Consider the following 26,300-nt stretch of genomic DNA (forward strand, 5'->3'; position numbering starts at 1 on the left):
CGATCATGGCGAGATACCTGGCGGCTAGTGCGTAAATGTCGGGAGAAGGGAGAACGTAGTGTCGCGGTTCACAAGCTTCGCGTTGAAAGAGAACATCGCTGATCGGACTGGCACCGGTTCATCCGCGCGAAGCAGCGTCTTGCCCGACATCTCCGATCTGAGTGCGTGCGTCCACTTCTCGCCTCACGACGGGCAGATCTGGTTGGCTGACCAAAGAGCCGTGCTTCTGAATCTGGACGCCATGGTGGCGCTGCGCCGCGAACTGATCGAGGCCAACGGCCCCCTGAAAGCGAGGCAAATTCTGTTTCGCATGGGGCATGCTGCGGGAACGCGGGAAGCGCAGGTCGCGATGAAGGTTCGCGTAGATCGCCCGCAGATTGATGCGTTTCTTGTAGGGCCGCAACTTCACGCGTTGCGTGGCGAAGTCTTCGTTGAGCCAGTCAACATAGAAGCAAACGTCGAAACCGGAGAATATTTCAGCGAACTTACATGGCGCAATTCTGCCGAGGCTGAAGCTCATGCTGCCTCGTTTGGTGGAAGCTCTGAACCGGTTTGCTGGATGCAGATTGGCTACGCGTCCGGCTATACGAGCGCCATCATGGAGCGGGCGATCTTGTTCAGGGAGGTGGAGTGCATTGCCTGTGGGTCCCCACAGTGCCGGATCGTTGGAAAGCCTGTCGAGGAGTGGCCGGAAGATTATGCGGCGCAATTCATGCCTCGCCGATCATTTACGGGAAAGCGGGTTGGCCCCTCGATCGACGCGAGGGCGGCAGAAAAACCGGTCAGCTCCAACGTCGTAGGTACTTCGCCCGGATTCCTCGGCGCGTGGCATCTCCTACGGTGCGTCGCGCCTCTGGACACAACCGTGCTCCTTCTTGGCGAAACGGGGGTCCGAAAGGAGATCTTCGCGCGCGCCCTGCACAGCGCGAGCTCGAGGTCAAAGAAGCCTCTCTACAGCATCAATTGCGCGGCTTTTCCTGAAACGCTGATCGATGCGGAGCTCTTCGGCGTGGAGAGAGGTGCGTACACCGGCGCGCACCAGGCGCGAGAAGGGTGGTTCGAAGCCGCCGATGGAAGCACGCTTTTTCTGGACGAGATCGGGACGCTAAGCCCAACTACCCAAGCGAAGCTCCTGAGAGTGCTACAGGAGGGACAACTGAGCCGTATCGGGGGCACCAAGACCAAGCAGGTCAACGTGCGTGTGGTCTGCGCGACAAATCTGGACCTTGATGCCGAAGTGGCAAAGGGCACGTTTAGGGCGGATCTGCTGCACCGATTGAATGTCTTTCCGATAAAGCTCCCGCCTCTCAGGGACAGGCGGGACGACATCCCCCTGCTTGTCAGTCATTTCCTGCATAGGTTCAACAAGAAGACCGGGAGGCACGTGACCGGCTTTACGGCCGAAGCGATTGAGGCACTTCTGGTCTACGAATTTCCTGGCAACATCCGCGAGCTCGAGAACATGGTGGAGCGTGCCGCGATCTTAACTCATGACGAGGAGCCCATAAGTCTATTTCATCTTTTCAGTCACTCGCAGATATCCAATCGAACGGTCTTCAAGCCCCAAACTACGGGGAAGCTTGGCGCTCTTTCGTACGCAGACGAGCGGATCGCAACCGGCGATCCAACCGAGTTGGTGATCCCTCGCAAACTGTCTCTTGGAGAAATCGAAAAGTTAGCAATCCAGAAAGCGCTGGCCTCATGTAAGGGAAATATCTCAGAAGCGTCCCGAACCTTGGGAATCTCTCGGTCGAAGCTGCGCTACTACATTCAAAAGCAGCAGAGCCGGTCTCAGTGATTCCGGGTGAGCGGGAGCCTCCGCGTCACCGTCTCTCGCCGTCCGCGCGGAGGCTCCCTCTTATCCCAACCTTCTTCCCGCACGCGGGGACAAGGAGAAGGCCAACACGCGCCAGCGGAAGAACGTCGTATCGGGCGGCGGCGACAGATCGGGGGTCCAGCCGCTGATCTTCTCCAGCGCGTAGGTATCCATCACCATGCCGCGCCAGCTTCGTGTCACGCGCTCCAGCGGCTGGCGCACCGCTGACGTCTCGCTCCAGAGCGGCAGGTTGTTCTCGGGCTCGCGCCCGACATAGATGCCGACGTGATCGCGGATCTTGCTCATGCCGGGATCGGCAAAGCCCTGGAAGCGGCCGCGCTCGTTGACCTCGATGACAGGCACCCGCCCGCGCAGCATCCAGCGCAGCATCGCATAGGTGCGATAATCCGTGGTCGCGACCCAGGTCGCGCCGGTCGCCTGCACCTGCGCCAGGGTGTGCGCGGCCACCACATCATAGCCCGCCTCGGTGCCGATCGGATCGGTGCGGCCGATCAGATTCCACGGCGCGAACATGTAATAGAGGAAGACGCAGACGACGAAGACGATGCCGGATGTGATCGCAGTCCGCGCCCAGGACACGGTCGATTTGATGAGTCCGACCGACCAGCCCTCGAACGGCATCTTCGTGACGTTGATGGCAACCGCCGCAAAGCCGGCCGGCCACAGGAACATCGGCCAGGTGTCGCCGACCCGCAAGGTCAGCGACTTCCAGAGGAAATAGGCGAACGGCACCAGCACCGCAGTCGCCAGCAGGATCGCGACCGGCTCGCGCCTGAGATAGCCGCGCCAAGCCGTCAGCACTGTCCCGAACAGCGTCACCGGCAGCAACACGAAGCCGACCAGGCCGAACTGCATGCCGATGAACTCGCCGAGCGTGCGGAAGGTGAGGTCGCGCTCGGCAGAGGCGCGCACCGCCTGGAAACGGAACGAGGCCCAGTCGTGCTCGGCGTTCCAGATCAGCACCGGCGAGAACACGACGATCGCGATCAGCGCGGCGAGGTAGGGATACGGGCTGCGCAGCCAGCGCCAGCGCCAGTCCGGCACCAGTGCGAAGGCGAGCACCGCCGGCGCGAACATGATCGCGGTGAATTTCGACAGCAGCGACAGCCCGGCAAACAGCCCCGCGGCCAGCCACCAGCGCCCCTCATTGCTCTGCGCGAGCCGCACCAGCGACCACAGCATCGCCACCGAAAACGGGATCAGCGCGGTGTCCGGCGCGACCTTGGCCATTAACAATCCGTAATACAGCGCCGCCTCCGGCAGCAGCAGCGCGAGCATCACGGCGCGGACATTGTTCGATGTCACGCGGCGGACGATATCGGCGAGCAGGAGCTGGGTCGCCAGCATAGCCACGATGCCACCGAGGCGGACGCCGAGATTGGTGTCGCCGAGAACAGCTGTGCCAAAACGGATGAACCAGGCGACCATCGGGGGATGGTCGAGGAAGGACAGCACGTTTTCCTTCGACCAGGTCCAGTAATAGGCCTCGTCGGTGCGCAGATCGAGCGCATGGGCATAGACCAGCCGCATCGCGGTCATGGCGACGATCACGGCGATGACGCCACGCCAATCCGGCGCGCGCGAACGGGCCGGCTTGACGCTGATGTTATCGGCTCCGGATTGGGCTGGGGCTATCGTCACGGCGCTTTTTGTTCGACTCTTAACGGAGTGTCAACGTGCCGCACGGCCAGCTACCACGGCCCACCCGGACCCGCGGTGGTGTTCAGCGCGGGAATTAAGCACTAGAATTGCTGATATGAATCACATGGCCTCCCCCTCGCGCGAACATTTGCAGGACATGGCCCGCGGCATCGGCCAGCGGCAGGTTCGCCTGGTCACGGGGGCGATCATGTTCGCCTACCTGATCAGCCATTTCCTCAACCACGCACTCGGCAATATCTCGACCGAGGCGATGGCGATCGGGGTGCATTACCACACCGAGTTCTGGCAGTTCCTGCCGGTCGCGATCGTGTTCTACTCGGCCTGCCTGGTACATACCGGCCTCGGCATCTGGGCGCTGTATCAGCGCCGCGAGTTCCACTGGAAGGCGATCGAGCCGCTGCAGCTCACGCTCGGCCTCAGCATCCCGATGCTGATCGTCGCGCACGTCGTCGGCGTGCGGCTCGGCCAGACCCTGTACGGACACGAGAAGCTCTATCCGCAGGAGCTGTACACCTTCTTCATCGCCTCGCCGAACCGGCTCTGGACGATGCTGGCGGTGCTGGTAATCGCCTGGGTGCATGGCTGCATCGGCCTGTATTTCTGGCTGCGGCTGCGGGCATTCTTTACGCGCGCCGCACCGTTCCTGCTCGCGACGGCCGTGCTGATCCCGACGCTGGCGATGCTCGGCATCTATCAGGCCGGCCGCGCCACCATCGCCGACTATCAGGATCCGGACTGGAGGCGCGAGGAGCTCTCGGTCCAGAAGCTCGGCACGGCTGCCCAGGGGAGCACGCTCGAGAGGATCACCGATGACCTGACGATCGGCTATCTCGGCCTGCTCTGCCTCGTGCTGCTCGCGCGCGGCGCGCGTGCGCTGCTGGAACGCCGCGGCGGCATGATCGCGCTGTCCTACGGCAACGGCCGCACGCTGCGGGTACCCAAGGGACTGAGCGTGCTGGAAGCGAGCCTGCGCTACAACGTGCCGCATGCCAGCGTCTGCGGCGGCCGCGCGCGCTGCTCGACCTGCCGCATCCGCATCATCGGCGATCACGCGCAATTGCCGGAGCCCTCCCCGCGCGAAGCCTTCGTGCTGCACCGGGTCGGCACCGACGATCCGTCGATCCGGCTGGCCTGCCAGCTGCGGCCGACCGGCGACCTGACCTTCTTCCAGCTGTTCCTGCCGCACACGATGTCGGCGAACGCGCACGCCGCCAATCCGACGCGGGTCGGCCAGGAGCGCTATCTGGTCAGCATGTTCGTCGACATGCGCGGCTCGACGCAGCTTGCCGAGAAACGGCTGCCGTTCGACACCGTGTTCATCGTCAACCGCTTCCTCGGTGCGGTGTCGCAGGCGGTGCTGGAAGCCGGCGGCCGCCCCAACCAGTTCATCGGCGACGGCATGCTGGCGCTGTTCGGACTCAGCACCGACCGGCAGGTGGCCTGCCGACAGGCGCTGCGCGCGGCGGCGCTGATCGCAGCCAATATCGACGAGCTGAACCAGTTCCTCAGCCACGATCTGCGCGAGCCGATCCGATTCGGCATCGGCATCCATGGCGGCGAGGTGATCGTCGGCGATATCGGCTATCGCGACCACATGGTGTTCACCGCACTCGGCGACGCCGTCAACGTCGCGGCACGGCTGCAGGACATGACGAAAGCGCTGGCCTGCGAGGCGGTGATCTCCGACGAGGTACGTGCCACCGCGGGCCTCGCCGACGATGCCCTGCCGGCGCAAGAGGTCGCGATCCGCGGCCGCAACGAGCCGATGACCGTGCGTACCGTCGAGGCGACGCGCGTCCTATCCGCGCTGGTCGACGACCGGCGTGCCGTCGCCGCCTGACCGGGTTCACCTTCCCTTTCGCTCAATGTGACCTGCCGCACATCCGAAGCTGCGCTCAGCAGAGATGCTCGAACGTGCCCGGTGCCGGATGCGACTGACTGGCGATGGGTAACACTGCAACCGCGCCGCGACAGAGTTCAACGCGCATCTGAAGGAGACGACCATGCTTCGCAAAGTCACGCTTGCTCTCGCGACTGCTGCAACGCTTGCTGCCGCCGCGCTGGCGCCGACCTCGGCTTCGGCCAAGCCGTTCTTCTGGCATCCGTACCACCATCACTTCTGGGGCGGCCCCGGCATCTCCGTCGGCTTCGTCGACTCCGGCTGCTACGTCACCCGCCTGGTGATGACGCCCTACGGCTATCGCTATCGCACCGTGAACGTCTGCTACTGATCGCACCTTCGATCCGGATGGAAATGCCCCCGGTCGCCTGACGCGGCCGGGGCTTTTCGTTGTTGCGTCGCAACGCTGGTGGACGCTGCGAAAGCTCAATTGACTTGCAGTTGCCCGATGCGACATTTGTCGCCGCGCGCATTCCATGATGCGAAGGCGCGCAAGCCAAGGTGAGCCTGGTGATGACCAGCTCACGACAGAACAGCTTCGGAGGAAGCGGAATGCTCGATCGACGAGACTTGATGAAGCGTGCCGGGTTGGCCGCTTTGGTGACGGGGCTGGGATCAAAGGGCGCATTCGCCCTCGACACCGTGACGCTGCCCTTCGGAAATGGCGAACGGCCGCTGGTGCGCTACCCGCAGAAGCGCCCGATGATCGGCCTGACCGCCCGGCCGCCGCAGCTGGAAACGCCGTTTGCGGTCTTCAACGACGGTCCGCTCACGCCGAACAACGCGTTCTTCGTCCGCTATCACCTCGCCGGTGTCCCCTACGATCTCGATCCGGACAAATTCACGCTGGAGATCAAGGGCAAGGTCGACAAGCCGCTGAAGTTGTCGCTGAAGGAGATCCGGAAGCTCAAAGCCACCGAGCTTGTCGCCGTCAACCAGTGCTCAGGCAACAGCCGCGGCTTCTTCAATCCGCGCGTCGCCGGCGGTCAGCTCGGCAACGGCGCGATGGGCTGTGCACGCTGGCACGGCGTGCCGCTGAAGACCGTGCTCGACATGGCCGGCGTGCAGGCCGGCGCCAAGCAGGTCACCTTCAATGGCATGGACGGTCCGGTGATGGACACCACGCCTGACTTCGTGAAGGCGCTCGACATCGACCATGCGCGCGACGGTGAGGTGATGCTGGCCTGGGGCATGAACGGCGAGGATTTGCCGTTCCTCAACGGCTTCCCGCTCCGCCTCGTGGTGCCCGGCTGTTACGGCACCTATTGGGTGAAGCACCTCAACGAGATCACCGTGATCGACAACGTCTTCGAGGGCTTCTGGATGAAGTCGGCCTACCGGATTCCGGATACGCCGAACAATGCGGTCGAGCCCGGCACCGCACCAAAGGCGACGATCCCGATCAATCGATTCACGGTGCGCTCGTTCATCACCAGCGTTGCCGACGGCGCCAAGCTGAAGGCCGGCCGCACCACGCTGCGCGGCTTCGCCTTCGACGGCGGCAAGGGCATCAAGGAGGTCGTGGTCTCGACCGACGGCGGCAAGAGCTGGACACCGGCCAAGCTCGGCAAGGACCTCGGCAAATACGCCTTCCGCGAATGGAAGCTGAAGGTTGCGCTGCCGGCCGGCGCCTCGGAGCTGAAGGTGCGCGCCACCAACAATGCCGGCGACACCCAACCGATGGACCCGTTGTGGAATCCGGCCGGCTATCTGCGCAACGTCGTCGAAACCGTGCGCGTCACCGCGGCGTGAGGAGAAGCACCATGACCAGCAAGCTGCTTGCCTCCCTCGCCGCGATCGCCGTGCTCTCGATCGGAGCTACGATGGCCGCGCCCGTCAACTATACGCTTCCCGAGGAGACCGCGGCCTTCAAGCCGGGTCCCAACCTCGACGTGGTGCAGAACAACTGCACCGCCTGCCACTCGGCCGACTACATCAAGACCCAGCCGCAGGGCGAGAAGTTCAAGAAAGACTTCTGGCAGGCCGAGGTGACCAAGATGATCAAGGTCTACGGCGCGCCGATTGACCAGGCCGACGTCGGCAAGATCGTCGAGTATCTTTCCGCGACCTATTGAGACGCGGCCAATCGATCCCCCGCGCGCTGGCAGAAGGCCCGCGCGCGGGGGCCCTTGATCCAATTCGGTTCACTGGAACCGATCTTTTTTGCAGCGCATCAATTGACCACGAAACAGGCAATCCGGCAGCAAAACCCCGCAAAGCAGGTTGTTTCCTGGCAAAAGCACACCGCGGTTTGATCTACCCAGCTTTTTTCAAACTGCTATCCTGTGCGGTACGGACAAGCCGGTTTGTGCGGGGACCGACTGGTCTGTTTTCGATTGATTCCGCGGAGACGACTGGAATGCCCAAAGGTACAGTGAAGTGGTTCAACCCGACCAAGGGTTACGGATTCATCCAGCCCGCATCGGGCGGCAAAGACATTTTCGTGCATATTTCAGCAGTTCAGAAGGCCGGTCTTCAGAGCCTCAACGAAGGCCAGTCTGTTGAGTACGAAGAAATTGCCAATCGCGGCAAGACATCAGCCGAGAACCTCAAGGTCTAGCGCACCGCGCGAGATCCAGCGGCGCACTCTCGGACACGATCCGGGAGTGAGGGCCGATCCAACATCACACGACGTGACGTTCGGCGGGGCGGGCACGGCGCCCGCGCGCCACGGCGTTGAACTTTTTTCGATCGCCTTGGAACGCGCGCGGCACGAACGCTCAGCCGTTCAGTCTTCCGTGACCCATTTGGCGACGGTCATGACGTCAGGCGGTTGCAGATAGCCGCGGGGCCAGAGATCGACGGCCCATTCCACCTTGGTGGCGCGTTCGAGCAGAACGGCGGTGTTGTGCGGCGTCTGCCCCAACGAAAATCCGCGGTAGTGGGGATCTCCGACGTCGTGGAACTTGAACAGATTCCACGACTGCATCACCAGCATCAGGCTGGTGGTGTTGCGCGTGGTGTCCCAGCAATCGTAATTGTGCTTGTCGTCGTTGGCGCGGAAGTCCGCTTTCGCCACGCGCTTGTCGGTGCCGAGGATCGGCCCCATCCGGCGATCGAACCAGATCACGGCCTTTTGCACGGCGGCGCGTTCGGCGGCGGCGTTGGCACGGCCCGTGGCCATGATCCTGGTCAGGGCCGCCCTGTCGGCCGCGCCGAAGTCGAGCATCTCGCGGCGCCGGCAGACGAAGCCGTAGCACACCGTCATCGTCGAGGCTGACGGCGGATAGATCGAGACCGACGTATAGAGCTGCATAATGCCGGAGCTGAGCTCGGCCGCGCGAGACGGCGCCATCGCGGACAGCGACAAGATGGCTGCGCATAACGCGCCGGCAAGCCCAGTTCGCTTCGCACGTATCGGCTGATTGGCATCGTCCATGTCGCGGCCCCCAATTGGGGGGAGAATTATCGCGGGTGCGTTGCGATGCCAATACATCATGCGCATGGCTGTGGATCAAATCGGAGCCTATCAGCCGACCGGAAGCGGCGCGTCGCGCTTGACTTCCTCCATCACGGCGTAGGTTCGCGTCTCGCGCACGCCCGGCAGCGCCAGTAGGGTCTCGCCGAGAAACCTGCGATAGGCGGTCATGTTGGCGACGCGGGCCTTGACCAGATAGTCGAAGCCACCGGCCACCATGTGACACTCCAGCACTTCCGGCGCGGTCTGCACCGCCTTGGCGAAGCGCTCGAACACATCGGGCGTGGTCTTGTCGAGCAGCACCTCGACGAACACCAGGAGGCCGAGGCCGAGCCGATGCGGGTTGAGCCGCGCGCCATAGCCCTCGACGAAGCCGTCGCGCTGCAGCCGCTTCAGCCGTTCGCCGACCGAGGTCGGCGACAGGCCGATCCTCTCGGCCAGTTCAACATTGGCAATCCGGCCATCCCCTTGCAGGATCGAGAGGATTTTGCGGTCTATCTTGTCTATCTCTGTCATATCCACGGCAATACATGAGATGATCCGGATTTTCTAAGGCAAATCTGTTAATTTGTCTATCGAACTGCGGTCCACGGGCACGTAGGAGATCCCGTGCAACCCTCGAGGAACCGCCATGCCAGACCCGTCCCCGCCCCCGTTCAGCGCGCCCTACGCCCCTGATGACACCGCGATCGCCGGCCGCCTGCGCCAGGACGCCAGGCTTGGCGACGACCAGGAGGCGAGGGTCGACCGCACCGCGCGACGCCTGATCGAGGCGATCAGGGCCAACGACGATCCGCTCGGCGGGGTCGAGGACATGCTGCGCGAGTTCGCGCTGTCGACCAAGGAGGGCCTGGCGCTGATGGTGCTGGCGGAGGCGCTGCTGCGGGTGCCCGACGCGCGCACCGCTGACCAGTTCATCGAGGACAAGCTCGGCCAGGGCGACTTCGTCAACCACGAGACAAAATCGACCGCCTTCATGGTCAACGCCTCGGCCTGGGCGCTCGGCATGTCGGCCCGCGTGATCCAGCCCGGTGAAACACCGCAAGGAACGATAGGTCGGCTGACCAAGCGGCTCGGCGCGCCGGCGGTGCGCGCCGCAACCCGGCAGGCGATGCGGCTGATGGGCAGCCATTTCGTGCTCGGCGAGACCATCGAGGCGGCGCTGTCGCGGGCGCAATCGCACACAGCGCGCGGCTCGCGCTATTCCTTCGACATGCTTGGCGAGGGCGCCCGCACCGCCGACGATGCCCGCCGCTATTTCGAATCCTACGCCCGCGCGATCGACGCGATCGGCAAGGCGGCCGGCGATCAGCCCCTGCCCGACCGGCCCGGCATCTCCGTCAAACTCTCCGCGCTGCATCCGCGCTTCGAGGCGGTGAGCCACGCCCGGGTGATGACCGAGCTGGTGCCGCAACTGATCGATCTTGCGCGCCGCGCCAAGGCGTTCGACCTCAACTTCACCGTCGATGCCGAGGAAGCCGACCGGCTGGAGCTGTCGCTCGACGTCATCGCCGCGGCCTTCGCCGATCCATCGCTTGCCGGCTGGAGCGGCTTTGGGCTTGCGGTCCAGGCCTATCAGAAGCGTGCCGTTGACGTGATCGATTATATCGATGCGCTCACGCGCGCGCTCGACCGCAAGATGATGGTGCGCCTGGTCAAGGGCGCCTATTGGGACACCGAAATCAAGCGTGCGCAGGAGCGCGGGCTCGACGGCTATCCGGTGTTCACCCGCAAGGCGATGACCGATCTGAATTACATCGCCTGCGCGCGAAAGCTGCTGGCGCTGCGGCCGCGGCTGTTTCCGCAGTTCGCCACCCACAACGCGCTGACGGTTGCGACCATCCTCGAACTCGCTGACGATCCCACGAGCTTCGAATTCCAGCGGCTGCACGGCATGGGCGAAGCGCTCTACGCACAGCTCGGCGACGACAGGCCGGAGATCGCCCATCGCACCTATGCACCGGTCGGCAGCCACCGCGACCTGCTCGCCTATCTGGTGCGCCGGCTGCTCGAGAACGGCGCCAACTCGTCGTTCGTGGCGCTGGCGGCTGACAATCGCGTCTCCATCGTGGACCTGTTGCGCCGCCCGGCCGAGATCATCGGCGCCGATGCCAACGCGGCCCACTCGGGAATTCCGTTGCCGGCCGATCTCTACCGGCCACAGCGCGAGAATTCGCGCGGCATCGAATTCGGCGAACGAAAGGCGCTCGACGCGCTGACGTCTTCGATTGCCGTCGAACCCAAGGCGGCGTCCGGCATGGTCGCGACATCGACGGTCGAACAGGCGAATGCCGCGGTCGCTGCCGCCCGCGGTGGCTTCAAGGCCTGGAACAGCACGCCGGCCGCCCAACGCGCGGCGATCCTCGACAAGGCCGCTGACCTGCTCGAGCAGCGCCGCGCGCACTTCCTCGCCTTGCTGCAAAGCGAAGGCGGCAAGACACTCGACGACGCACTCTCGGAGGTGCGCGAGGCGATCGACTTCTGCCGCTACTATTCAGCGATGGGCCGGAAGCTGTTCGGACAGGGCGAGGCGATGCCCGGGCCGACCGGCGAAAGCAACATGCTAGAGCTGCGCGGCCGCGGCGCATTCGTCGCGATCTCGCCATGGAATTTCCCGCTCGCGATCTTCCTCGGCCAGGTGACGGCGGCGTTGATGGCGGGCAACGCGGTGATCGCAAAGCCGGCCGAACAGACGCCGCAGATCGCAGCCGAAGCCGTCGCGCTGCTGCATCAAGCGGGCGTGCCAAAATCGGCGCTGCATCTGGTTCAGGGCGACGGCACGGCCGGTGCCGCGCTGGTCAGCCATCCCGCCATTGCCGGCGTGGTCTTCACCGGCTCGACGGAGGTGGCGCGCGCGATCAACCGGACGCTGGCGGCCAAGGACGGCCCGATCGTGCCGCTGATCGCCGAGACCGGCGGCATCAATGCGATGATCGTCGATGCCACCGCGCTGCCCGAGCAGGTCGCCGACGATGTCGTCACCTCGGCGTTCCGTTCCGCCGGCCAGCGCTGCTCGGCGCTGCGGCTGCTGTTCGTGCAGGACGACGTCGCCGACCGCATGATCGAGATGATCGCGGGCGCCGCGCGCGAACTGAAGATCGGTGATCCCATGCAACCGTCGACGCATATCGGACCTGTAATCGATGCCGAGGCCAAGCAGCGGCTCGACGCGCACATCGCGCGGATGAAGCAGGAAGCGCGGGTGCATCTCGCCGGCGAGGCGCCGGCCGGCAATTTCGTCGCGCCGCATATCTTCGAGCTGTCCGCCGCGAGCCAGCTGCGTGAGGAGGTGTTCGGCCCGATCCTGCATGTCGTGCGTTACCGCGCCGAGCGGTTCGGCGACGTGCTGGCGGCGATCGAGGCGACTGGATTTGGGCTGACGCTCGGCATCCACTCACGCATCGACGACACGATCGAGCACGTGATCGACCGCCTCCAGGTCGGCAACATCTATGTCAACCGCAACATGATCGGCGCGGTCGTCGGCGTGCAGCCGTTCGGCGGCAGCGGCCTCTCCGGCACCGGCCCCAAGGCCGGCGGCCCGCACTACCTCACGCGCTTCGCCACCGAGCAGACGGTCACGATCAACACCGCCGCCGCGGGCGGCAACGCCGCGCTGATGGCGGGCGTGGAGTAGGCGCTTCACCCTCCCCTGGAAGGGGAGGGTCGGCTCACAATGAGCGAAGCGAATGAGAGACGGGGTGGGGTGATCTCTCAGCTCGGGCACTGCACCGGTGGAGGGACTTTCACCCCACCCCTATCGCATCTCGCTTCGCGCGATGCGATACGACCCTCCCCCTCCAGGGGAGGGTGAAGCGAGGGTAAGAAAGTGCCGTTGCATCGTGCCCCTGAGATGGGTCAAATGGCGGTCCGATCGGGATCATCGCTTGCGATTATTCCAGCTACCGGAAAAACACCAACAAGCGCCACGGGAGCGACGGCACGATGGAAAAAGGCATTTTTGACGGGCTCAAGGTCCTGGACTGCGCGAGTTTCATCGCGGCGCCCGCGGCCGCCACCGTGCTGTCCGACTTCGGCGCCGACGTCATCAAGATCGAGCCGCCCGGCGCCGGCGATCCCTACCGCAATCTGCCCAATTTGCCCGGCTATCCCGCGAGCGAGCACAATTTCGCGTGGATGCTCGAGGCCCGCAACAAGAAGAGCCTCGCGCTCGACCTCACCAAGCCTGACGCGCGCGAAGTGCTCTACAAGCTCGTCGCCGAGGCCGACGTGTTCATCACCAACATGCCGCCGCAGGTGCGGGCGAAGCTCGGCATCACCCACGATCACCTCGCCCATCTCAACGACCGGCTGATCTATGCCTCGTTCACCGGTTACGGCGAGAAGGGCGAAGAGGCCAACAAGCCCGGCTTCGACTCCAACGCCTATTGGGCCCGGTCCGGCCTGATGGATCTGGTGCGCGCCGACGAGGACACCACGCCGGCCCGTTCGGTGGCCGGCATGGGCGATCACCCCTGCGCGATGGCGTTCTACGGCGCGATCGTCACCGCGCTGTTCCAGCGCGAGAAGACCGGCAAGGGCTCGCATGTCTCGACCAATTTGATGGCCAACGGCGTCTGGGCCAACGGCGTGTTGGCGCAGGCCAAGCTCGCCGGCGCCAAGTTCAAGAAGCGCAAGCCGCGCGAAGAGGCGCTCAACGCCGTCACCAACCACTACAAATGCAAGGACGGCCGCTGGCTGATCTTGTCGCTGCTCAACGAGGACCGGCAGTGGCCGACCTTGGCGCGCTGCATGGGCCGCGAGGACCTCCTCGCCGATACCCGCTTCGCCACCAAGGCGGATCGCCATGCGCGCTCGGTCGAGCTGATCAAGATCTTCGACGAGGTGTTCGCCGGCAAGGACCTCGCGGAATGGCGCAAGATCCTCGACGGCAACGGCCTGGTGTTCGGCGTCGTCGGTATCCTCGACGACATCCCGAACGACAAGCAGATGATCGAGAACGAGGTGCTGGTGCGCTTCGAGAACGACACCATGCTGACCGTCAACAGCCCGATCTTCATCGATGGCGCGAAGAAGGTGCAGCCGCGCAAGCCGCCCGAAGTCGGCGAGCACTCCGACGAGATCCTGCGCCAGGCCGGCTACGACGAGGCCACGATCCAGAAGCTGCGCGCTTCCGGCGCGGTGGCGTAGGCCGCCCGACGCGACGGCCTGCTAGGCCTTTGCGCCGATCAGGCTCCTGATCAGCGCAAGCAGGCTCGCTGCCATCTCTCGCCGAAATCCGCGGCGGGGGTTTGCGAGTTGTTGCAGCAGCATTCCGATCAGCGCGGACACGAACAATTCCGCATGCCGGCGCGGCTCTGCTGAGCCGCCCGCGCGCAAGGCGAGCTCGGCGCTTTGCCGCCAGACGTCGAACCACGCCTCGACCACGGTCCGGTAGCGCTCGCTGCGCGCTGCGGCCAGGAAGGCTTCGTAGCAGGCGATGTGGATCTCGGCCCGCGTCTTCAGCTCGTGATCGTACCAGCCGACCAGGGATTCCAGCCACGCCTCGAGATCGAACGCCTTGCCTTGCAGGCTGAGCGCCAGCGCCTGCAGGCGGCCGGTCTCGCGGGCCAGGGCGAAACGAAGGGCGCCATCGATCAGCGCGTCGCGCGTCTTGAAGTGATGGGTGATCGCGCCGAGCGACAGGTCCGCCTCCGCCGCCACCGCCCGGTGGGTCACGCCGTCGAGGCCCTTGCGCCCGATGATCCGAAGCGTCGCTTCCATCACCGGACGCTCTCGGCCTCCGCTCTCCGGTTCGCTGCGCTTCATCGATTGCCGCTCAGTCCTGCCATGCAGAATCGACAGAACAAATGTTCTGTTTTGCGGATTATACGTATCGTCGAGCAAATCGACAAGCATCTGAGGACCTCGACGATGCCCCGTTACCGCCTGCATTACTTCCCGGAATCCGGCAACAGCTACAAGCTCGCGCTGATGCTCACGCTGTGCGGCGAGACGTTCGAGCCGGTGTGGACCGATTTTGGCGGCGGCGTGACCCGGACCGCGCAATGGCGCGCCACGGTCAACGAGATGGGCGAGATTCCGGTGCTCGAGGTCGACGGTGAGCGCCGCACCCAGACCGCGCCGATCCTGCTGCAGCTTGCCGAGCAATACGGAAAATTCGGCGGCGAAACGCGGGCGGAGACGTTCGAGCTGCTGCGCTGGCTGTTCTGGGACAACCAGAAGCTCTCCGGCTACATGGCGACCTATCGCTTCATGCGCACCTTCACGGCGTCAGCCGATCCGAAGGTGCTGAAGCATTTTCGCGCGCGGCTCGACGACTTCCTCGGCATCCTCGACCAGTCGTCGGCAACAACGCCTGCATGATCGGAGAGCGGCCGACGGTGTCGGATTTCTCGATGATGGCCTATCTGCATTATCCCGGCGACGAGACCGGCTACGATTTTGCGACCAGCCATCCCAACATCAGCGCCTGGCTCGGCCGCATCGCCGCCCTGCCCGGCTGGAAATCGGCCTATGACCTGCTGCCCGGTGCGCGCCTGAAGCACTACGCTTAGGTCTTGACGCGTTTTCTTCACGCGAACCGGTGCCCACTTCGCTTGAAAACGCTATGGCGGATCAGCGCTTTAGCCAGGACCAGACAACGGCCACAACGACGATGCCGATGATGACCGCGAGCCCGATCGCCCAGCTGCTGACGCGGACGGCGCTCACCGCCTGACGCTCGGCCTCGTTGGCCGCGATCTCGCGGTTGCGCTGCTTGTCCTGCTCGGGAGCACTCATCGGCCGGTCTCCGCTCAAGGGCTGGGCTGTTCGGGTCGTGGTCGCGAACCGCAATGTAGCATCAAATAATGACGCGCAGCCGCTTCGGTTCCGGCTGGAATCACCGCCCCTTCACGAAGCACATGCCCATCCGGGAGGTCTTGCCCGCGACCTGGCAGGCGAGGCCTTCGGCGCAGGTCCAGCCGCGAAAGCTTCGGTCGGTCTCGACCGGCCTGTCGCCCGGCAGGTAGCAGTGCGCGCCCCAGCCGTTGCTGTACTCGGTGCCGGCAAGCTCGGCGCTGGCGCGCAGTTGCGGCCGGTTGGAGAAGCCGCGCGAGAAGTCCGGCGCCTTGCCGTCGCGGAAGCCCGCGAGAATATCGCGGCGGCGTGGTTGGTCGCCGAAGAAATGCGGCGAGGCCGGCACCACGGTGGAGTTCGACGGCTTTGCCGCCATCCAGTCGACGCCGGGGAAATGGAAGCCGCCGATGCCGCGGGTCTGGTGGCAGCCGGCGCAGGTGACGTCGTTGAGGCGGCGTTCGAAGCCGGCCAGCGACTTGATGTTTTGCAGATTCGTCCCGTCCGCCGCGGCCTTCTGCAATGCGCCGACAACATCACTCTCCGAGAACACCGCCGTGCCGGCCGAGCCCTCGCCCTGCACCATCCCGAACTCCGGCTCCAGGTCGCCGACGTCGAAACCGGTCGGCGTCGGCGCGACCGCGCCGCGCGCGAGGAATTTGTCGGGAATCAACACGGTGCCGCGATCAAGCTCGGCAAAATGCCTGGGATCGAGCAGCCACGCCTTGAAGTCACGCTTCAGCGCCTCGTCGGCCAGAATGCGATCGCGATCGATCTGGTTCTCCAGCGGCGCCTCGGCAAAGCGTTTTGTCGTGCCATCATAGTCGAACACTTTCAGGAGATAGTCGGTGCGGAAGTCGCGCACCGCGGATTTCGGCGCGTGAGCGATCTGCAGATTGGTCTCGATGCGGTCGATATTCCGGGCATCGATCAGGTCGAGCGGGCCGTCCTTGCCGAACAGCCTGTCCATCGCCGGCGGTGCGCTTGCGGTCGCGAGCCAGCGCCGCGCGAGGTCGCGGCAGGTCAGCGACACGTCGTTGCCGTCACCCTTCGCCTTCAGCACCAGGTTCAGCGTCATCGGCAGCCGCTGCGACACCGCGTTCTCGCCGATCAGCGGCACGTCGGTGCGGGTCAACCGATAGATCAGCCGGATCTCGCCGCAATCTTTCGGCGCCACATAGGCGCGATCCATGCGGTTGACGATGCCTGACAGCACGAAGCGAACGTCAGCGGATTCAAACAGCGCGCGATCGAACAGCTGGAACGCAAAGCCGTCGCCGACGCCGATGCTCTCGTTCGGCAGGCCTGCCTTGTGCTTTCCGACATAGCCATTGAACTCGCGATCGAGCGCCTCGCGCACCGGCACCATCGCAGGCAACCCGAACAGATCGCGGTTCGACAGCGGCGTGGCGGCGGAACGTTCCGGGGCGAGCATCCGGCCGAGGCCAAAGCGGTCATGATCGAGCTCGCGCAGGATCGCGGGATCGATCACCGCCGCGCCGCGCTCGAGCGCGCGATCATCCGCGGCGCGTACGGGCACGGCGCCACCGAGCAGAACGGACATCACCAGGAGGCATTTCAGCACGCGGCTCATGCCCCACTAACACCGCACGGCAAACCCTATTCAAGAAAAAAGGCGCTTCACATCGCGGTGAAGCGCCTTGGTATCGTCGCGTTTCGCAGATCAGCGGGAGACGATCAAGCCTTTGCTGGTGACCACCACCCAACGGCCGTCCTGCTTGCGGATCGCGTCGACGCGGCCGAGGCCGGGGACGGGATCGCCGGCGTAAACCTCGTAGATGCCGCCGCGGCCTTCGATCAGTGCGCCGCCATTGCCGACGTCGCGCAGCGACCAGCCGTCGACCACCGGCATACGGCCGACCTCCGGCCTGGGGGCGGCCGGTGCTGCCGCGGCAGTCGCCGGCGGGATCGAGCCGGTCACCTCGCGGGCCGGCGTCGCGGCGGCGACGGTCGTCTGCGGGGCTCGGAGCTTATCGACGGTCTCGCTGAGCTTGTTGAGCTTGGCGATCGGCTCGGCCTGGGCCTTCTCGACCTTCTCGATCCGGTCGCTCGCCTTGCTGAACTGGGCCTGGCCGGCCTTGGCGGTCTGCTCCACGCTGGCCTTCAGCGCCGTGATCTCGGATTCGATCCGGGCGAGCGCGGCGTCGGCCGCTTCCTTGGCGGCAGCGTCCTTGGCAGCGTCGTTGGCAGCCACATCCCTGACGGAGGCAGCGGCGGGGGCGGCGAGATGGCCGAGCCCGGCGGTAGCGAGCGCACCGCCGATGGCCCCTGCCACGGTCGCCAGCGCAATCACGGCGGCCATGGCCCCGAACCGGCGCGTGCCGGCCGGTTTGCCTGCTGTCTTGGCGCCCTGCTTGGAGGCGGATGCCTCGTGGTCCCAGGTCCGGTCACCGGGCGCCATGATCATCAGCTTGCCCGGGAAACGCGGCTCTTCCCGCTTGCCGGTCTCGACCTTGGGCACGTCCATGTTGGTCGGCTCGATCTTCGCGTCGATCTTGGCCTCAATCATGGGATCGAGCCGGGACGGCTCAGCCTTCGGGGATTCAACCTTCGGCGCGTCCATCCTCGGCGCGTCGGCCTTTGGCGAGGTCTCTTCCTGCTCGGGCGCAAGCCTGGGAGCCTCGACACCGGCCGCCGCCATCACGGGCTCGCTCTTCGCCGCCGTCTCGGCGCCGGCTTGACCGCTGACCGGCTCGCTCTGCTGCTCACTCACGTTCAAAGTCTCCAGACTGGGTTGACAATTCGGTAACTTTTATTGCTTGCGAAATGGTTACCCCACGCCGCCATTACCTAAATTTTAGGGAGTTTTCCGGGCCGGATTTGGGCGATGTTGCCATGCGGCAATCTGCGTCAGCTCCGTTTGCGCGCGGCGTTTTCCCGACTAACATACCGCCGTCTTCCAGCCAGAAGGCAGGAGAGCGCCATGACGATCGAGAAGTGCATCAACGAATTTGATGTCGATGACGTCATTTTTGAGGAAGGCTCGACCGGCCGCGAGCTGTTTGTCGTGCTCGACGGCACCGTCGACATCGCCAAGATCGATGGCGGAAACAAGACGGTCATCGTCAGCCTCGGCAAGGGCGAGTTCTTCGGCGAGATGGCCGTGATCGACGGCTCGGCGCGCTCCGCAACCGCGATTGCCTCCGCGCCCGCGACGCGGGTGATGCGGATCAACCACGCCCGCTTCGTCTATCTGGTCAGCCAGCAGCCGGCTTTCGCGCTGATGGTGATGGATGCGCTCTCGAAACGCCTGCGCGCGTCCAACGCCGTCACCTACCGAGCGGCGGCCACCCCATGAGCGAGCGCAAGCCGAGCCCGTTCAAGACGCTGTTCGAGGCCGACGTCGCCACGCTGATCCAGGCGGCCGACGACGTCTACCAGATCCGCTTCAAGAACCGTGCGGCGAACGCCTATCTCGTGCGTGGCAGCAAGCGGACCATCATGATCGACGTCGGACTGTCGACCAACTATCCGTCGCTGGTCGCCTGCCTCGACCATCTCGGCATAACGCCCGGGATGATCGACATGGTGGTGCTGAGCCACGAGCATCTCGATCATATCGGCGCGGCCTATCATTTCCACCGCAGCGCCTACATCGCCGCGCACCGGCTCGCCGCCAACAAGATCATGCTGCGCGACGACTTCTCGATGCTGCGCAAGATGTTCAACGAGCCGAACGTGCCGATCGACATCGACATCTGGCTCGAGGAAGGCAATCTGATCGACCTCGGCAATTTCCGCCTCAACGTGTTGTACACGCCGGGCCATACCTCGGCCTGCATCTCGCTGTTCGATCAGGACAAGGGGCTGTTGTTCGCCGCCGACACGCTGATGCCCGGCGGCGTGATGGGCGGCGTGTTCGGCTCCGGCTCGATCGCCGACTACATCCAGTCGCTGGAGCGGCTGAAGGGCCTCAATTCGAAGATCCTGCTGTCGGGTCATGGCCGGCTGTCCGACACGCCGCAGGACGACGTGCGGATCGCGCTCCAGCGCTCGCATGCCCTGCTGGAAGACACCGCGCAACTGTTCGACGCGCTCGATGCGCGGTCGAATTTCGAGCCGATCATGCAGTCGGTGCGCGATCTCAACAAGCTCGACGATTGACGCTCGGCCCCGGCAAGCCGCCCGTTGTGGCCCGCCATCACTTTGCACTAGGATCGGCTCAACGACAAAAATCATGGGCTCGGCGATGCAAGCCGTTGCCGACAGCGGGGAGGCAAAACCAATGCAGGCTGACACGATGGCGCAGATGCGCCGCCGAGTGGTGATCTCCTCCACGATCGGCAATGCGCTCGAATGGTTCGACTTCACCGTTTTTGGCCTGTTCGCCGGCATCCTGAGCAAGCTGTTCTTTCCGGCGGACAATCCGCATTCCTCGCTGCTGCTGACCTTCGCGACATTCGGGATCGCCTTTGCGGCCCGGCCGTTGGGTGGCCTGGTGTTCGGGCTCTATGCCGACAAGCACGGCCGCAAGAAGGCGCTGGTCGTGATGATATCGCTGATGGCTGTCGGCACCGGCCTGCTCGGCTTGCTGCCGACCTACGGCGCGATCGGAATCGCAGCGCCGCTGTTGCTGCTGCTGGCGCGGCTGATCCAGGGCTTTTCCGCCGGCGGCGAGTTCGGCAGCGCCAGCGCGATGCTGATCGAATTCGCGCCGCCCGGCCGGCGCGGCTTCTACGGCTCGTTCCAGATGGTGTCGCAGTCGCTGGCATTCGGCCTCGGTGCCGCGATGGCGATCGGTCTCAATCTCGGCCTGACGCCCGACGCCTTCGCGAGCTGGGGCTGGCGCGTGCCGTTCATCCTCGGCATTCTGATCGGGCCGACCGGATGGTATCTGCGCCAACGGTGCGACGAGTCGCCGGAATTCAAGGCGTATCTTGCAGAGAAGGCTGCGACGGCGCAGCCGAGCAAGCAGACCACGCTCGGCCAATTGTTCTCCGAACATCCACGCGAGTTGATTGCCTCGTTCTGCCTGATCGCGGCCGGTACGGCGATCAATTATGTCAACGCGATCTTTCTGCCGACCTATGCGGTCGCCGAGCTGAAGCTGCCGATCCTGAATGCACAGCTCGGCCTGCTCGTCGTCAGCCTCATCAATGCGGCGGTGGCGGTGGCCAGCGGCGCGCTCTCCGACCGGATCGGTCGCCGCGCAGTGCTCGTTCCGGCGCTGATCGTCTACAGCCTGCTGTTCTATGTGATCCTGCAGCGGCTCGTCGCCGCCCCGACCACCGCGAACCTCTGGCAGTTGCAGATCGTCGCGGTCCTGCTCGGCGCCCTGGCCGGGCCGATGCCGGCCTTCATGACCGAGATATTTCCCGTCGGCGTGCGCTCGACCGGAGCATCGCTGATGTACAATCTCGCCGTGATGCTGTTCGGCGGACTGGCGCCGTTCATCAACATCTGGCTGGTCCAGGCGACGGGCGACAAGGCCGCTCCCGTCTACTACATCCTGTTCGCCGCGGCAGTGGGTCTCGTGGGTCTGGCGGTCTATCGCGGACGGCCGTCCGTGCCGGGGATCGCAACTCAACCGGCGCAGTGATCTCTACGTGCGCGACCGCACATACGGCGCTGCATTTGACAAATCCGCGCGTGGCCTGTTCAACAACGGCAACAACAACACTGAAGAACAGGGAGCGAGGACCATGAAGCTTTACGACTCGATCGGACCCAATCCGCGCATCGTGCGCATGTTCATGGCGGAGAAGGGCATCGAGATACCCAAGGAGGCCGTCGACCTGCGCAAGGGCGAGAACCGCGAGGAAGCGCATCTGAAGCGCAATCCACACGGCCAGATGCCGGCGCTGGAGCTCGACTGCGGCAACTACCTCTCGGAGATCACGGCGATCTGTGAGTATCTCGAGGAGAAGCACCCCTCGCCCGCGATGATCGGCAGCACGCCGGAAGAACGCGCGGAGTGCCGGATGTGGACGCGCCGCGTCGATCTCAACATCGCCGAGCCGCTAGCCAACGGCTACCGCTTCGGCGAGGCGCTGAAATTCTTCGAGAAGCGCATTCCGGTCGCGCCCGAGGCCTCGCCCGGGCTGAAGATGATCGCCGCCAACCGCATCAAATGGCTTGATAACCAGATGGCCGACGGTCGCGACTACATCTGCGGCCAGCGCTTCACGCTCGCCGACATGCTGCTGTATTGCTGGCTCGATTTCGGCAACCAGGTCGGCCAGCCGCTGGACCAGTCGAACGCCAACATCGTCGCCTGGTTCAACCGTGTGGCCGAGCGGCCGTCGGTGAAGGCGTAGGGCTCTTCTTATCCTCCCCTGGAGGGGGAGAATCGGTTCGCATGAAGCGTAGCGCAATGCGAACCGAGGTGGGGTGATCTCTCCACTCGGGCAGCGTTCACGGGGAGAGACCTTCACCCCACCTCGCCGCTCATTGCATTCGCGTCGATCCTCCCCCTCCAGGGGAGGATGAGGACCACCGGACCAAATCGTTGATCGCTTAAATCACCACCGGCTTGTCGGGCAGCTCGTTCGGACCGCCGGCGACGTGCGGGAAATATCGCGCCAGTTCGCGCGACACCGCCGCGATCCCCTTGATCACGCCCTGCTCGAACCGGCCGGCCCGAAAGTCCGTTTCCATCGCGCGGCAAATCGCTTCCCAACCGGCGTGGCCGACCTTGGCATCGATGCCACGATCGGCGACGATCTCGACGTCGCGGTCGGCGAGCAAAAGATAAATCAGAACGCCGTTGTTATGATGGGTGTCCCAGATCCGCAGATGCGCGAATATGTCGAGCGCCCGCTCCCGCGCCGGCTGATCGCGGAACAGCGGCACGCCGTCCAGCGCGCCCTCGACGACGAAGCGGATCTGGCCGGAATGCGTGGCCTCGCCGGCCTTGATCGCCTGTTCGATCGCGTCAAGCACGCGCGGCGGAAATTCACGCCGCACGCGCCAGCGATGTTCGAGCAGATGCTTGCCGATGCGCTTGATGCCCATGTGCCTACCAGCTCCCCGAAGCGCCGCCGCCGCCGAAGCTGCCGCCTCCGCCGCTGAAGCCGCCGCTGTCGCTCGAGCTCGAGCCGCTGCTCCAGCCGCCACCGCCGCCCGACCAGCCGCCGGAATAACCGCCGCCACGCCGGTACGGTCCCGAACCGGCCGCCGGACCGCCGAAATTCAATCCGCCGAAGATTAATGCCGCAACGGCCGCGAATAGCCCGATCACCATGGCGGTGGCGAGCGAACCGGCGACCATCCAGGTGAAGACACCGACGATGCCACCGGTCGCGGCCGAGCCCAACAGCCGCCCCAGCATCGCGCGCAACACGCTGGCCACGATGATGACGACGAAGATCACGACCGGATTGGCAAAGTCGACCAGGTTCGGCCCCTGCCAATGTTCGGGTTCCGGCGCCGGCAGCTGCCCGCCATTGATCAGGCGGATCATGCGGTCGACGCCGGCCGAGATGCCGCCGGCGAAATCGCCGGCCTTGAATTTCGGCGTGACGTCCTCGTCGATGATGCGGTGGGTGACGACGTCGCTCAGCACGCCTTCGAGGCCGTAGCCGACCTCGATGCGCAAATGCCGGTCGTTCTTGGCGACGACGAATAGCGCGCCGTCGTCGATCTTCTTGCGCCCGATCTTCCAGGCCTCGGCAACGCGAATCGAGAACTGCTCGATCGTCTCTTCGCCGGTGGTCGGCACGATCAGGACCGCGATCTGGCTGCCCTTGCGGGTCTCCAGATCTTTCAGTCTGTCGTTTAGCGAGGCCACGTCATTCGCCGACAGCGATCCGGTCTGATCGACGACGCGGCCGGTGAGCTGAGGCACCGCGACCTCGGCCCACGCCGGGCACACGAAGCCCAGCAGCAAGGCGAGCAGGAAGACGCGTGCGGCTGTCATCGCGGTGGACACATGCCGGCGCTATTTCGACGGCGCGGGCGCCGGCGCCGGATTGAAATCGACCTTCGGCGCGGTCGAAATCTCTTTCTCGTTCTCGACCGTGAAGTTGGGCTTCTCCTTGTAGCCGAAGACCATCGCGGTCAAATTGTTCGGGAAGGTGCGGATGCCGACATTATAGTCCTGCACCGCCTTGATGTAGCGGTTGCGCGCCACGGTGATGCGGTTCTCGGTGCCTTCGAGCTGCGCCATCAGATCGCGGAACAGCGCATCCGATTTCAGCTGCGGATAATTTTCGGTGACGACCAGGAGCCGTGACAGCGCGCTGGTCAGTTCTCCCTGCGCCTGCGTGAACTTCTGGAACGCGGCCGGATCGTTCAGCACCTCGGGCGTCGCCTGGATGCTGCCGACCTTGGCGCGCGCGTTGGTGACGCCGAGCAGCACGTCCTTCTCCTGCTGCGCAAAGCCCTTCACCGAGTTGACCAGGTTCGGCACCAGATCGGCGCGCCGCTGGTACTGGTTCACCACTTCCGACCAGCTCGACTTGACCGTCTCGTCGTTGGTCTGGATCGCGTTGTAGCCGCAGTTCGTCAGGCTCAATGTCGCCAGCGCTGCCAGCACGGTCCAAAGCTTGCGCATGAAGATGGTCCTCCCGGTGGATTCTCGTATCACAGTAACAGATTTTCGCCCGACAATCCCGCGTGGCGGGATTCGCGGCCGGTTTTGCCGATGATGCCCCTTGCCTATCCCTCCTTGCGCCGTTCATCATGGCGAAAAATCGATCCCGGGAGGATCCATTGGCGTCTGAACAATTCGAGACGATTGTTGTCGAGCGGCCTGATCCTGCGATTGCGCGGATCGTGATGAACCGCCCTGAAGCGCGCAACGCCCAGAACCTGCAAATGACCTACGACCTCAACACCGCCTTCGACCAGGCGGTGCAGGACGACGCAATCAAGGTCATCATCCTCGCCGGCAACGGCCCGCATTTCTCGGCCGGTCATGATCTCAGGCCTGGGGCCAAGAACCAGGCCGGCGTCGATTTCCCGCCAGTCGGAAATTGGGGCGGCTTCGCCGAACCAAACGCGCATGGGCGCTTCGCGCGCGAGCAGGAGATCTACCTGCAGATCACACGACGCTGGCGCAATCTCGCCAAGCCCATGATCGCCGAAGTGCATGGCAAGTGCATCGCCGGCGGGCTGATGCTGGCCTGGGCTTGCGACCTGATTGTCGCCAGCCACGATGCCGAGTTCTGCGATCCCGTGGTGACGATGGGCGTCTGCGGCGTCGAGTGGTTCGTGCATCCCTGGGAGCTCGGCGCGCGCAAGGCCAAGGAGATGCTGTTCACCGCCGACGTCTGGAGCGCCGACGAGGCGCATCGCCTCGGCATGGTCAATCACGTCGTGCCGCGCGGCGATCTCTCCTCCTTCACGCTGGCGCTGGCGGGCAGAATTGCAGCCAAACCCGCCTTCGCGCTGAAGCTGTCCAAGGAGGCGGTAAACCGCTCGATCGACATCATGGGGCAACCGGCTGCGATCGATCAGGCCTTCGCGCTGCATCAGCTCTGCCACGCACATAATCTTCAGGAATTCGGAATGGTGGTAGACCCCGCGGGTCTGCATCCTTCCGTCAAGAAAAACGCCAACGTGAAGTGACCAGATGGACCTCACCCTCAGCGACGAGCAGCGCCTGCTGCGCGAAAGTGCCGACCGCTTCGTGGCGGAGACCTTCACGTCAGAGCATCGCAAGAAGACGGCGAACGACCCGCTGGGTTATTCGCCCGCAATCTGGAAACAGTTTGCCGAGCTCGGCTGGCTGGCGCTGCCGATCAGCGAAGCCCATGGCGGGCTTGGCGGCGGCGCGATCGAGATCGGGCTGTTGATGGAGGCATTCGGACGCGGACTGGTGTCCGAGCCATTCCTCTCCACCGTCGTGATCGGCGCCGCGCTGGTCGCCGAATGCGGCACCGAGGCGCAAAAGCAGGCGATCCTGCCCAAGGTCGCCGAAGGCGCGCTCACGCTCGCCTTCGCGCATTCGGAGCGCGCCGCGCGCTTCGACCTCGCCCATGTCGACACCACAGCGACGAAAACCGCCGACGGTTGGCGGCTGAGCGGCAGCAAGATCGCGGTGCTCGACGGCGCTGCGGCGAGCCAGATCATCGTCTCGGCCCGCGTTGCCAATGCCAACGGCGCATCCGGCAAGCTTGGCCTGTTCCTGGTGCCCGCAGGAACACCCGTCCTCACCCTGCGCGACTACGCGCGGCTCGGTGGCGGGCGCGGCTGCAATTTCGATCTCAGGGATGTGCAATTGCCGGCCGACGCACTGCTCGGCGACGGCAAGGATGCGCTGCCCGCGATCGAGACCGTGATCGATCGTGCGATGGCCGCGCTCGGCGCGGAAGCCGTCGGCATCATGCAGACGCTGCTCGACACCACGCTCGAATACACCAAAATCCGCAAGCAGTTCGGCCGGCCGCTGTCGGCCAATCAGGTGATCCGCCATCGCCTTGCCGACGTCGCGATGCAGGTCGACGAGGCGCGCTCGATGGCATTGCGCGCCGCGCTGATGGCCAACGCCGAGCCGGTGGCCCGCGGCCGTGCTGCCTCCGGCGCCAAGGCGAAGATCGGCAAATGCGCGCGCTTCGTCGCCGAGCAGGCGGTGCAGCTGCACGGCGCCATGGGCGTCACGGAAGAACTCGACATCGGCGCCTATTTCAAGCGGCTGCTCGCCTTCGACACGCTGTTCGGCGGCAGCGCCCATCATTATCGCCGCCACGCCGCGCTGAGCGGCCGCGCCCACGCCTAACGGA

Annotated in this window: 24 protein-coding genes and 1 pseudogene; 15 read left to right on the forward strand and 10 right to left on the reverse strand. The window is 64.8% G+C overall.

The genetic code is table 11. The features are described 5' to 3' along the window. Positions 1–58 precede the first annotated feature (58 nt). Positions 59–1,798 (forward strand): sigma 54-interacting transcriptional regulator, encoded by a 1,740-nt coding sequence (locus tag ACE103_RS35115; protein WP_375776748.1) that lies wholly within the window; start codon positions 59–61, stop codon positions 1,796–1,798. A gap of 60 nt (positions 1,799–1,858) precedes the next feature. Here the strand turns inward: ACE103_RS35115 and ACE103_RS35120 are convergent, their stop codons facing one another. Continuing rightward, positions 1,859–3,376 (reverse strand): glycosyltransferase family 39 protein, encoded by a 1,518-nt coding sequence (locus tag ACE103_RS35120; RefSeq protein ID WP_375781251.1) that lies wholly within the window; start codon positions 3,374–3,376, stop codon positions 1,859–1,861. 226 nt (positions 3,377–3,602) lie between these two features. On the opposite strand from ACE103_RS35120, the gene ACE103_RS35125 reads away from it, so the two are divergent. The 5 genes from ACE103_RS35125 to ACE103_RS35145 all read left to right on the forward strand — a co-directional run bounded on the left by ACE103_RS35125 (position 3,603) and on the right by ACE103_RS35145 (position 7,959). Next, positions 3,603–5,339 carry an adenylate/guanylate cyclase domain-containing protein gene (locus ACE103_RS35125; protein ID WP_375776749.1) on the forward strand — a complete coding sequence of 579 codons (1,737 nt, stop codon included), beginning with the start codon at positions 3,603–3,605 and terminating at the stop codon, positions 5,337–5,339. A gap of 163 nt (positions 5,340–5,502) precedes the next feature. After that, complete coding sequence (locus ACE103_RS35130; RefSeq protein WP_176529489.1) at positions 5,503–5,730, forward strand: hypothetical protein; 228 nt, start codon at positions 5,503–5,505, stop codon at positions 5,728–5,730. A 221-nt stretch (positions 5,731–5,951) separates the two neighbouring features. Beyond that, positions 5,952–7,151 carry a molybdopterin-dependent oxidoreductase gene (locus tag ACE103_RS35135; protein ID WP_375776750.1) on the forward strand — a complete coding sequence of 400 codons (1,200 nt, stop codon included), beginning with the start codon at positions 5,952–5,954 and terminating at the stop codon, positions 7,149–7,151. Positions 7,152–7,162: 11 nt separating this feature from the next. After that, positions 7,163–7,474, forward strand: coding sequence for a c-type cytochrome (locus tag ACE103_RS35140; protein ID WP_375776751.1), 312 nt, complete (start codon positions 7,163–7,165; stop codon positions 7,472–7,474). A gap of 284 nt (positions 7,475–7,758) precedes the next feature. Continuing rightward, the gene (locus ACE103_RS35145; protein ID WP_163149424.1) at positions 7,759–7,959 is read left to right on the forward strand and encodes a cold-shock protein; all 201 of its coding nucleotides are present in this window, start codon (positions 7,759–7,761) and stop codon (positions 7,957–7,959) included. Positions 7,960–8,127: 168 nt separating this feature from the next. Here ACE103_RS35145 and ACE103_RS35150 read toward each other — a convergent pair whose 3' ends face one another. Together ACE103_RS35150 and ACE103_RS35155 are read right to left on the reverse strand one after the other, a co-directional pair. Further along, positions 8,128–8,778, reverse strand: a complete 651-nt coding sequence (locus ACE103_RS35150; protein ID WP_375776752.1) for a hypothetical protein — start codon at positions 8,776–8,778, stop codon at positions 8,128–8,130. A gap of 90 nt (positions 8,779–8,868) precedes the next feature. Then, complete coding sequence (locus tag ACE103_RS35155; protein WP_223977468.1) at positions 8,869–9,333, reverse strand: Lrp/AsnC ligand binding domain-containing protein; 465 nt, start codon at positions 9,331–9,333, stop codon at positions 8,869–8,871. 115 nt (positions 9,334–9,448) lie between these two features. On the opposite strand from ACE103_RS35155, the gene putA reads away from it, so the two are divergent. Beyond that, a complete protein-coding gene (putA, locus tag ACE103_RS35160) occupies positions 9,449–12,454 on the forward strand; it encodes a bifunctional proline dehydrogenase/L-glutamate gamma-semialdehyde dehydrogenase PutA (protein ID WP_375776753.1) in 3,006 nt (1,001 codons plus the stop codon). A gap of 308 nt (positions 12,455–12,762) precedes the next feature. Then, positions 12,763–13,968, forward strand: coding sequence for a CaiB/BaiF CoA transferase family protein (locus ACE103_RS35165; protein WP_375776754.1), 1,206 nt, complete (start codon positions 12,763–12,765; stop codon positions 13,966–13,968). A gap of 21 nt (positions 13,969–13,989) precedes the next feature. Here ACE103_RS35165 and ACE103_RS35170 read toward each other — a convergent pair whose 3' ends face one another. Further along, positions 13,990–14,541, reverse strand: coding sequence for a TetR/AcrR family transcriptional regulator (locus ACE103_RS35170; RefSeq protein ID WP_375776755.1), 552 nt, complete (start codon positions 14,539–14,541; stop codon positions 13,990–13,992). A gap of 150 nt (positions 14,542–14,691) precedes the next feature. On the opposite strand from ACE103_RS35170, the pseudogene ACE103_RS35175 reads away from it, so the two are divergent. Next, a pseudogene (locus ACE103_RS35175) lies at positions 14,692–15,335 on the forward strand (glutathione S-transferase family protein). Positions 15,336–15,396: 61 nt separating this feature from the next. On the opposite strand, the gene ACE103_RS35180 reads toward ACE103_RS35175, so the two are convergent. From ACE103_RS35180 to ACE103_RS35190, 3 genes are all read right to left on the reverse strand, one after another. Next, entirely contained in the window at positions 15,397–15,561 is a 165-nt protein-coding gene (locus ACE103_RS35180; protein ID WP_198964611.1) for a hypothetical protein, read from the reverse strand. A gap of 100 nt (positions 15,562–15,661) precedes the next feature. Continuing rightward, on the reverse strand, positions 15,662–17,209 hold the full coding sequence (locus ACE103_RS35185; protein WP_375776756.1) for a hypothetical protein: 1,548 nt from the start codon (positions 17,207–17,209) through the stop codon (positions 15,662–15,664). Between the two features lie 90 nt (positions 17,210–17,299). Then, positions 17,300–18,355, reverse strand: a complete 1,056-nt coding sequence (locus ACE103_RS35190; RefSeq protein ID WP_375776757.1) for a hypothetical protein — start codon at positions 18,353–18,355, stop codon at positions 17,300–17,302. 204 nt (positions 18,356–18,559) lie between these two features. Between ACE103_RS35190 and ACE103_RS35195 the strand changes: the two genes are divergently transcribed. The 4 genes from ACE103_RS35195 (at position 18,560) to ACE103_RS35210 (ending at position 21,893) form a co-directional block, all read left to right on the forward strand. Beyond that, entirely contained in the window at positions 18,560–18,934 is a 375-nt protein-coding gene (locus ACE103_RS35195; protein ID WP_375776758.1) for a Crp/Fnr family transcriptional regulator, read from the forward strand. Beyond that, the gene (locus ACE103_RS35200) at positions 18,931–19,740 is read left to right on the forward strand and encodes an MBL fold metallo-hydrolase (RefSeq protein WP_375776759.1); all 810 of its coding nucleotides are present in this window, start codon (positions 18,931–18,933) and stop codon (positions 19,738–19,740) included. Before ACE103_RS35195 ends, ACE103_RS35200 begins: the two co-directional genes overlap by 4 nt. Before the next feature lie 121 nt (positions 19,741–19,861). Next, the gene (locus ACE103_RS35205; RefSeq protein ID WP_375776760.1) at positions 19,862–21,175 is read left to right on the forward strand and encodes an MFS transporter; all 1,314 of its coding nucleotides are present in this window, start codon (positions 19,862–19,864) and stop codon (positions 21,173–21,175) included. A 103-nt stretch (positions 21,176–21,278) separates the two neighbouring features. Further along, entirely contained in the window at positions 21,279–21,893 is a 615-nt protein-coding gene (locus ACE103_RS35210; RefSeq protein ID WP_375776761.1) for a glutathione S-transferase family protein, read from the forward strand. A gap of 199 nt (positions 21,894–22,092) precedes the next feature. Here ACE103_RS35210 and ACE103_RS35215 read toward each other — a convergent pair whose 3' ends face one another. Genes ACE103_RS35215 through ACE103_RS35225 form a run of 3 tightly spaced genes read right to left on the reverse strand, consistent with a single transcriptional unit; the run spans position 22,093 to position 24,130 of the window. After that, positions 22,093–22,590 carry a TPM domain-containing protein gene (locus tag ACE103_RS35215; RefSeq protein WP_375776762.1) on the reverse strand — a complete coding sequence of 166 codons (498 nt, stop codon included), beginning with the start codon at positions 22,588–22,590 and terminating at the stop codon, positions 22,093–22,095. Positions 22,591–22,594: 4 nt separating this feature from the next. After that, positions 22,595–23,494, reverse strand: coding sequence for a TPM domain-containing protein (locus ACE103_RS35220; protein WP_375776763.1), 900 nt, complete (start codon positions 23,492–23,494; stop codon positions 22,595–22,597). Positions 23,495–23,515: 21 nt separating this feature from the next. Further along, on the reverse strand, positions 23,516–24,130 hold the full coding sequence (locus tag ACE103_RS35225; protein WP_375776764.1) for a LemA family protein: 615 nt from the start codon (positions 24,128–24,130) through the stop codon (positions 23,516–23,518). Positions 24,131–24,354: 224 nt separating this feature from the next. Between ACE103_RS35225 and ACE103_RS35230 the strand changes: the two genes are divergently transcribed. Beyond that, positions 24,355–25,146 carry an enoyl-CoA hydratase gene (locus ACE103_RS35230; RefSeq protein ID WP_375781252.1) on the forward strand — a complete coding sequence of 264 codons (792 nt, stop codon included), beginning with the start codon at positions 24,355–24,357 and terminating at the stop codon, positions 25,144–25,146. A 4-nt stretch (positions 25,147–25,150) separates the two neighbouring features. Then, positions 25,151–26,296, forward strand: a complete 1,146-nt coding sequence (locus tag ACE103_RS35235) for an acyl-CoA dehydrogenase family protein (protein WP_375776765.1) — start codon at positions 25,151–25,153, stop codon at positions 26,294–26,296. The last annotated feature ends 4 nt before the right edge of the window (positions 26,297–26,300 follow it).

Origin of the sequence: Bradyrhizobium sp. ma5, from assembly GCF_042258955.1 — a bacterium.
Lineage (GTDB): Bacteria > Pseudomonadota > Alphaproteobacteria > Rhizobiales > Xanthobacteraceae > Bradyrhizobium.

Coding starts and splice junctions, on each gene's coding strand:
- ACE103_RS35140 (WP_375776751.1), top strand. CDS start 7,163: ATGACCAGCAAGCTGCTTGCCTCCCTCGCCGCGATCGCCGTGCTCTCG.
- ACE103_RS35130 (WP_176529489.1), top strand. CDS start 5,503: ATGCTTCGCAAAGTCACGCTTGCTCTCGCGACTGCTGCAACGCTTGCT.
- ACE103_RS35215 (WP_375776762.1), bottom strand. CDS start 22,590: ATGGGCATCAAGCGCATCGGCAAGCATCTGCTCGAACATCGCTGGCGC.
- ACE103_RS35155 (WP_223977468.1), bottom strand. CDS start 9,333: ATGACAGAGATAGACAAGATAGACCGCAAAATCCTCTCGATCCTGCAA.
- ACE103_RS35195 (WP_375776758.1), top strand. CDS start 18,560: ATGACGATCGAGAAGTGCATCAACGAATTTGATGTCGATGACGTCATT.
- ACE103_RS35230 (WP_375781252.1), top strand. CDS start 24,355: ATGAACCGCCCTGAAGCGCGCAACGCCCAGAACCTGCAAATGACCTAC.
- ACE103_RS35125 (WP_375776749.1), top strand. CDS start 3,603: ATGGCCTCCCCCTCGCGCGAACATTTGCAGGACATGGCCCGCGGCATC.
- ACE103_RS35170 (WP_375776755.1), bottom strand. CDS start 14,541: ATGGAAGCGACGCTTCGGATCATCGGGCGCAAGGGCCTCGACGGCGTG.
- ACE103_RS35185 (WP_375776756.1), bottom strand. CDS start 17,209: ATGAGCCGCGTGCTGAAATGCCTCCTGGTGATGTCCGTTCTGCTCGGT.
- ACE103_RS35200 (WP_375776759.1), top strand. CDS start 18,931: ATGAGCGAGCGCAAGCCGAGCCCGTTCAAGACGCTGTTCGAGGCCGAC.
- ACE103_RS35220 (WP_375776763.1), bottom strand. CDS start 23,494: ATGACAGCCGCACGCGTCTTCCTGCTCGCCTTGCTGCTGGGCTTCGTG.
- ACE103_RS35135 (WP_375776750.1), top strand. CDS start 5,952: ATGCTCGATCGACGAGACTTGATGAAGCGTGCCGGGTTGGCCGCTTTG.
- ACE103_RS35180 (WP_198964611.1), bottom strand. CDS start 15,561: ATGAGTGCTCCCGAGCAGGACAAGCAGCGCAACCGCGAGATCGCGGCC.
- putA (WP_375776753.1), top strand. CDS start 9,449: ATGCCAGACCCGTCCCCGCCCCCGTTCAGCGCGCCCTACGCCCCTGAT.
- ACE103_RS35235 (WP_375776765.1), top strand. CDS start 25,151: ATGGACCTCACCCTCAGCGACGAGCAGCGCCTGCTGCGCGAAAGTGCC.
- ACE103_RS35165 (WP_375776754.1), top strand. CDS start 12,763: ATGGAAAAAGGCATTTTTGACGGGCTCAAGGTCCTGGACTGCGCGAGT.
- ACE103_RS35120 (WP_375781251.1), bottom strand. CDS start 3,376: ATGACCGCGATGCGGCTGGTCTATGCCCATGCGCTCGATCTGCGCACC.
- ACE103_RS35225 (WP_375776764.1), bottom strand. CDS start 24,130: ATGCGCAAGCTTTGGACCGTGCTGGCAGCGCTGGCGACATTGAGCCTG.
- ACE103_RS35210 (WP_375776761.1), top strand. CDS start 21,279: ATGAAGCTTTACGACTCGATCGGACCCAATCCGCGCATCGTGCGCATG.
- ACE103_RS35145 (WP_163149424.1), top strand. CDS start 7,759: ATGCCCAAAGGTACAGTGAAGTGGTTCAACCCGACCAAGGGTTACGGA.
- ACE103_RS35150 (WP_375776752.1), bottom strand. CDS start 8,778: ATGGACGATGCCAATCAGCCGATACGTGCGAAGCGAACTGGGCTTGCC.
- ACE103_RS35205 (WP_375776760.1), top strand. CDS start 19,862: ATGCAGGCTGACACGATGGCGCAGATGCGCCGCCGAGTGGTGATCTCC.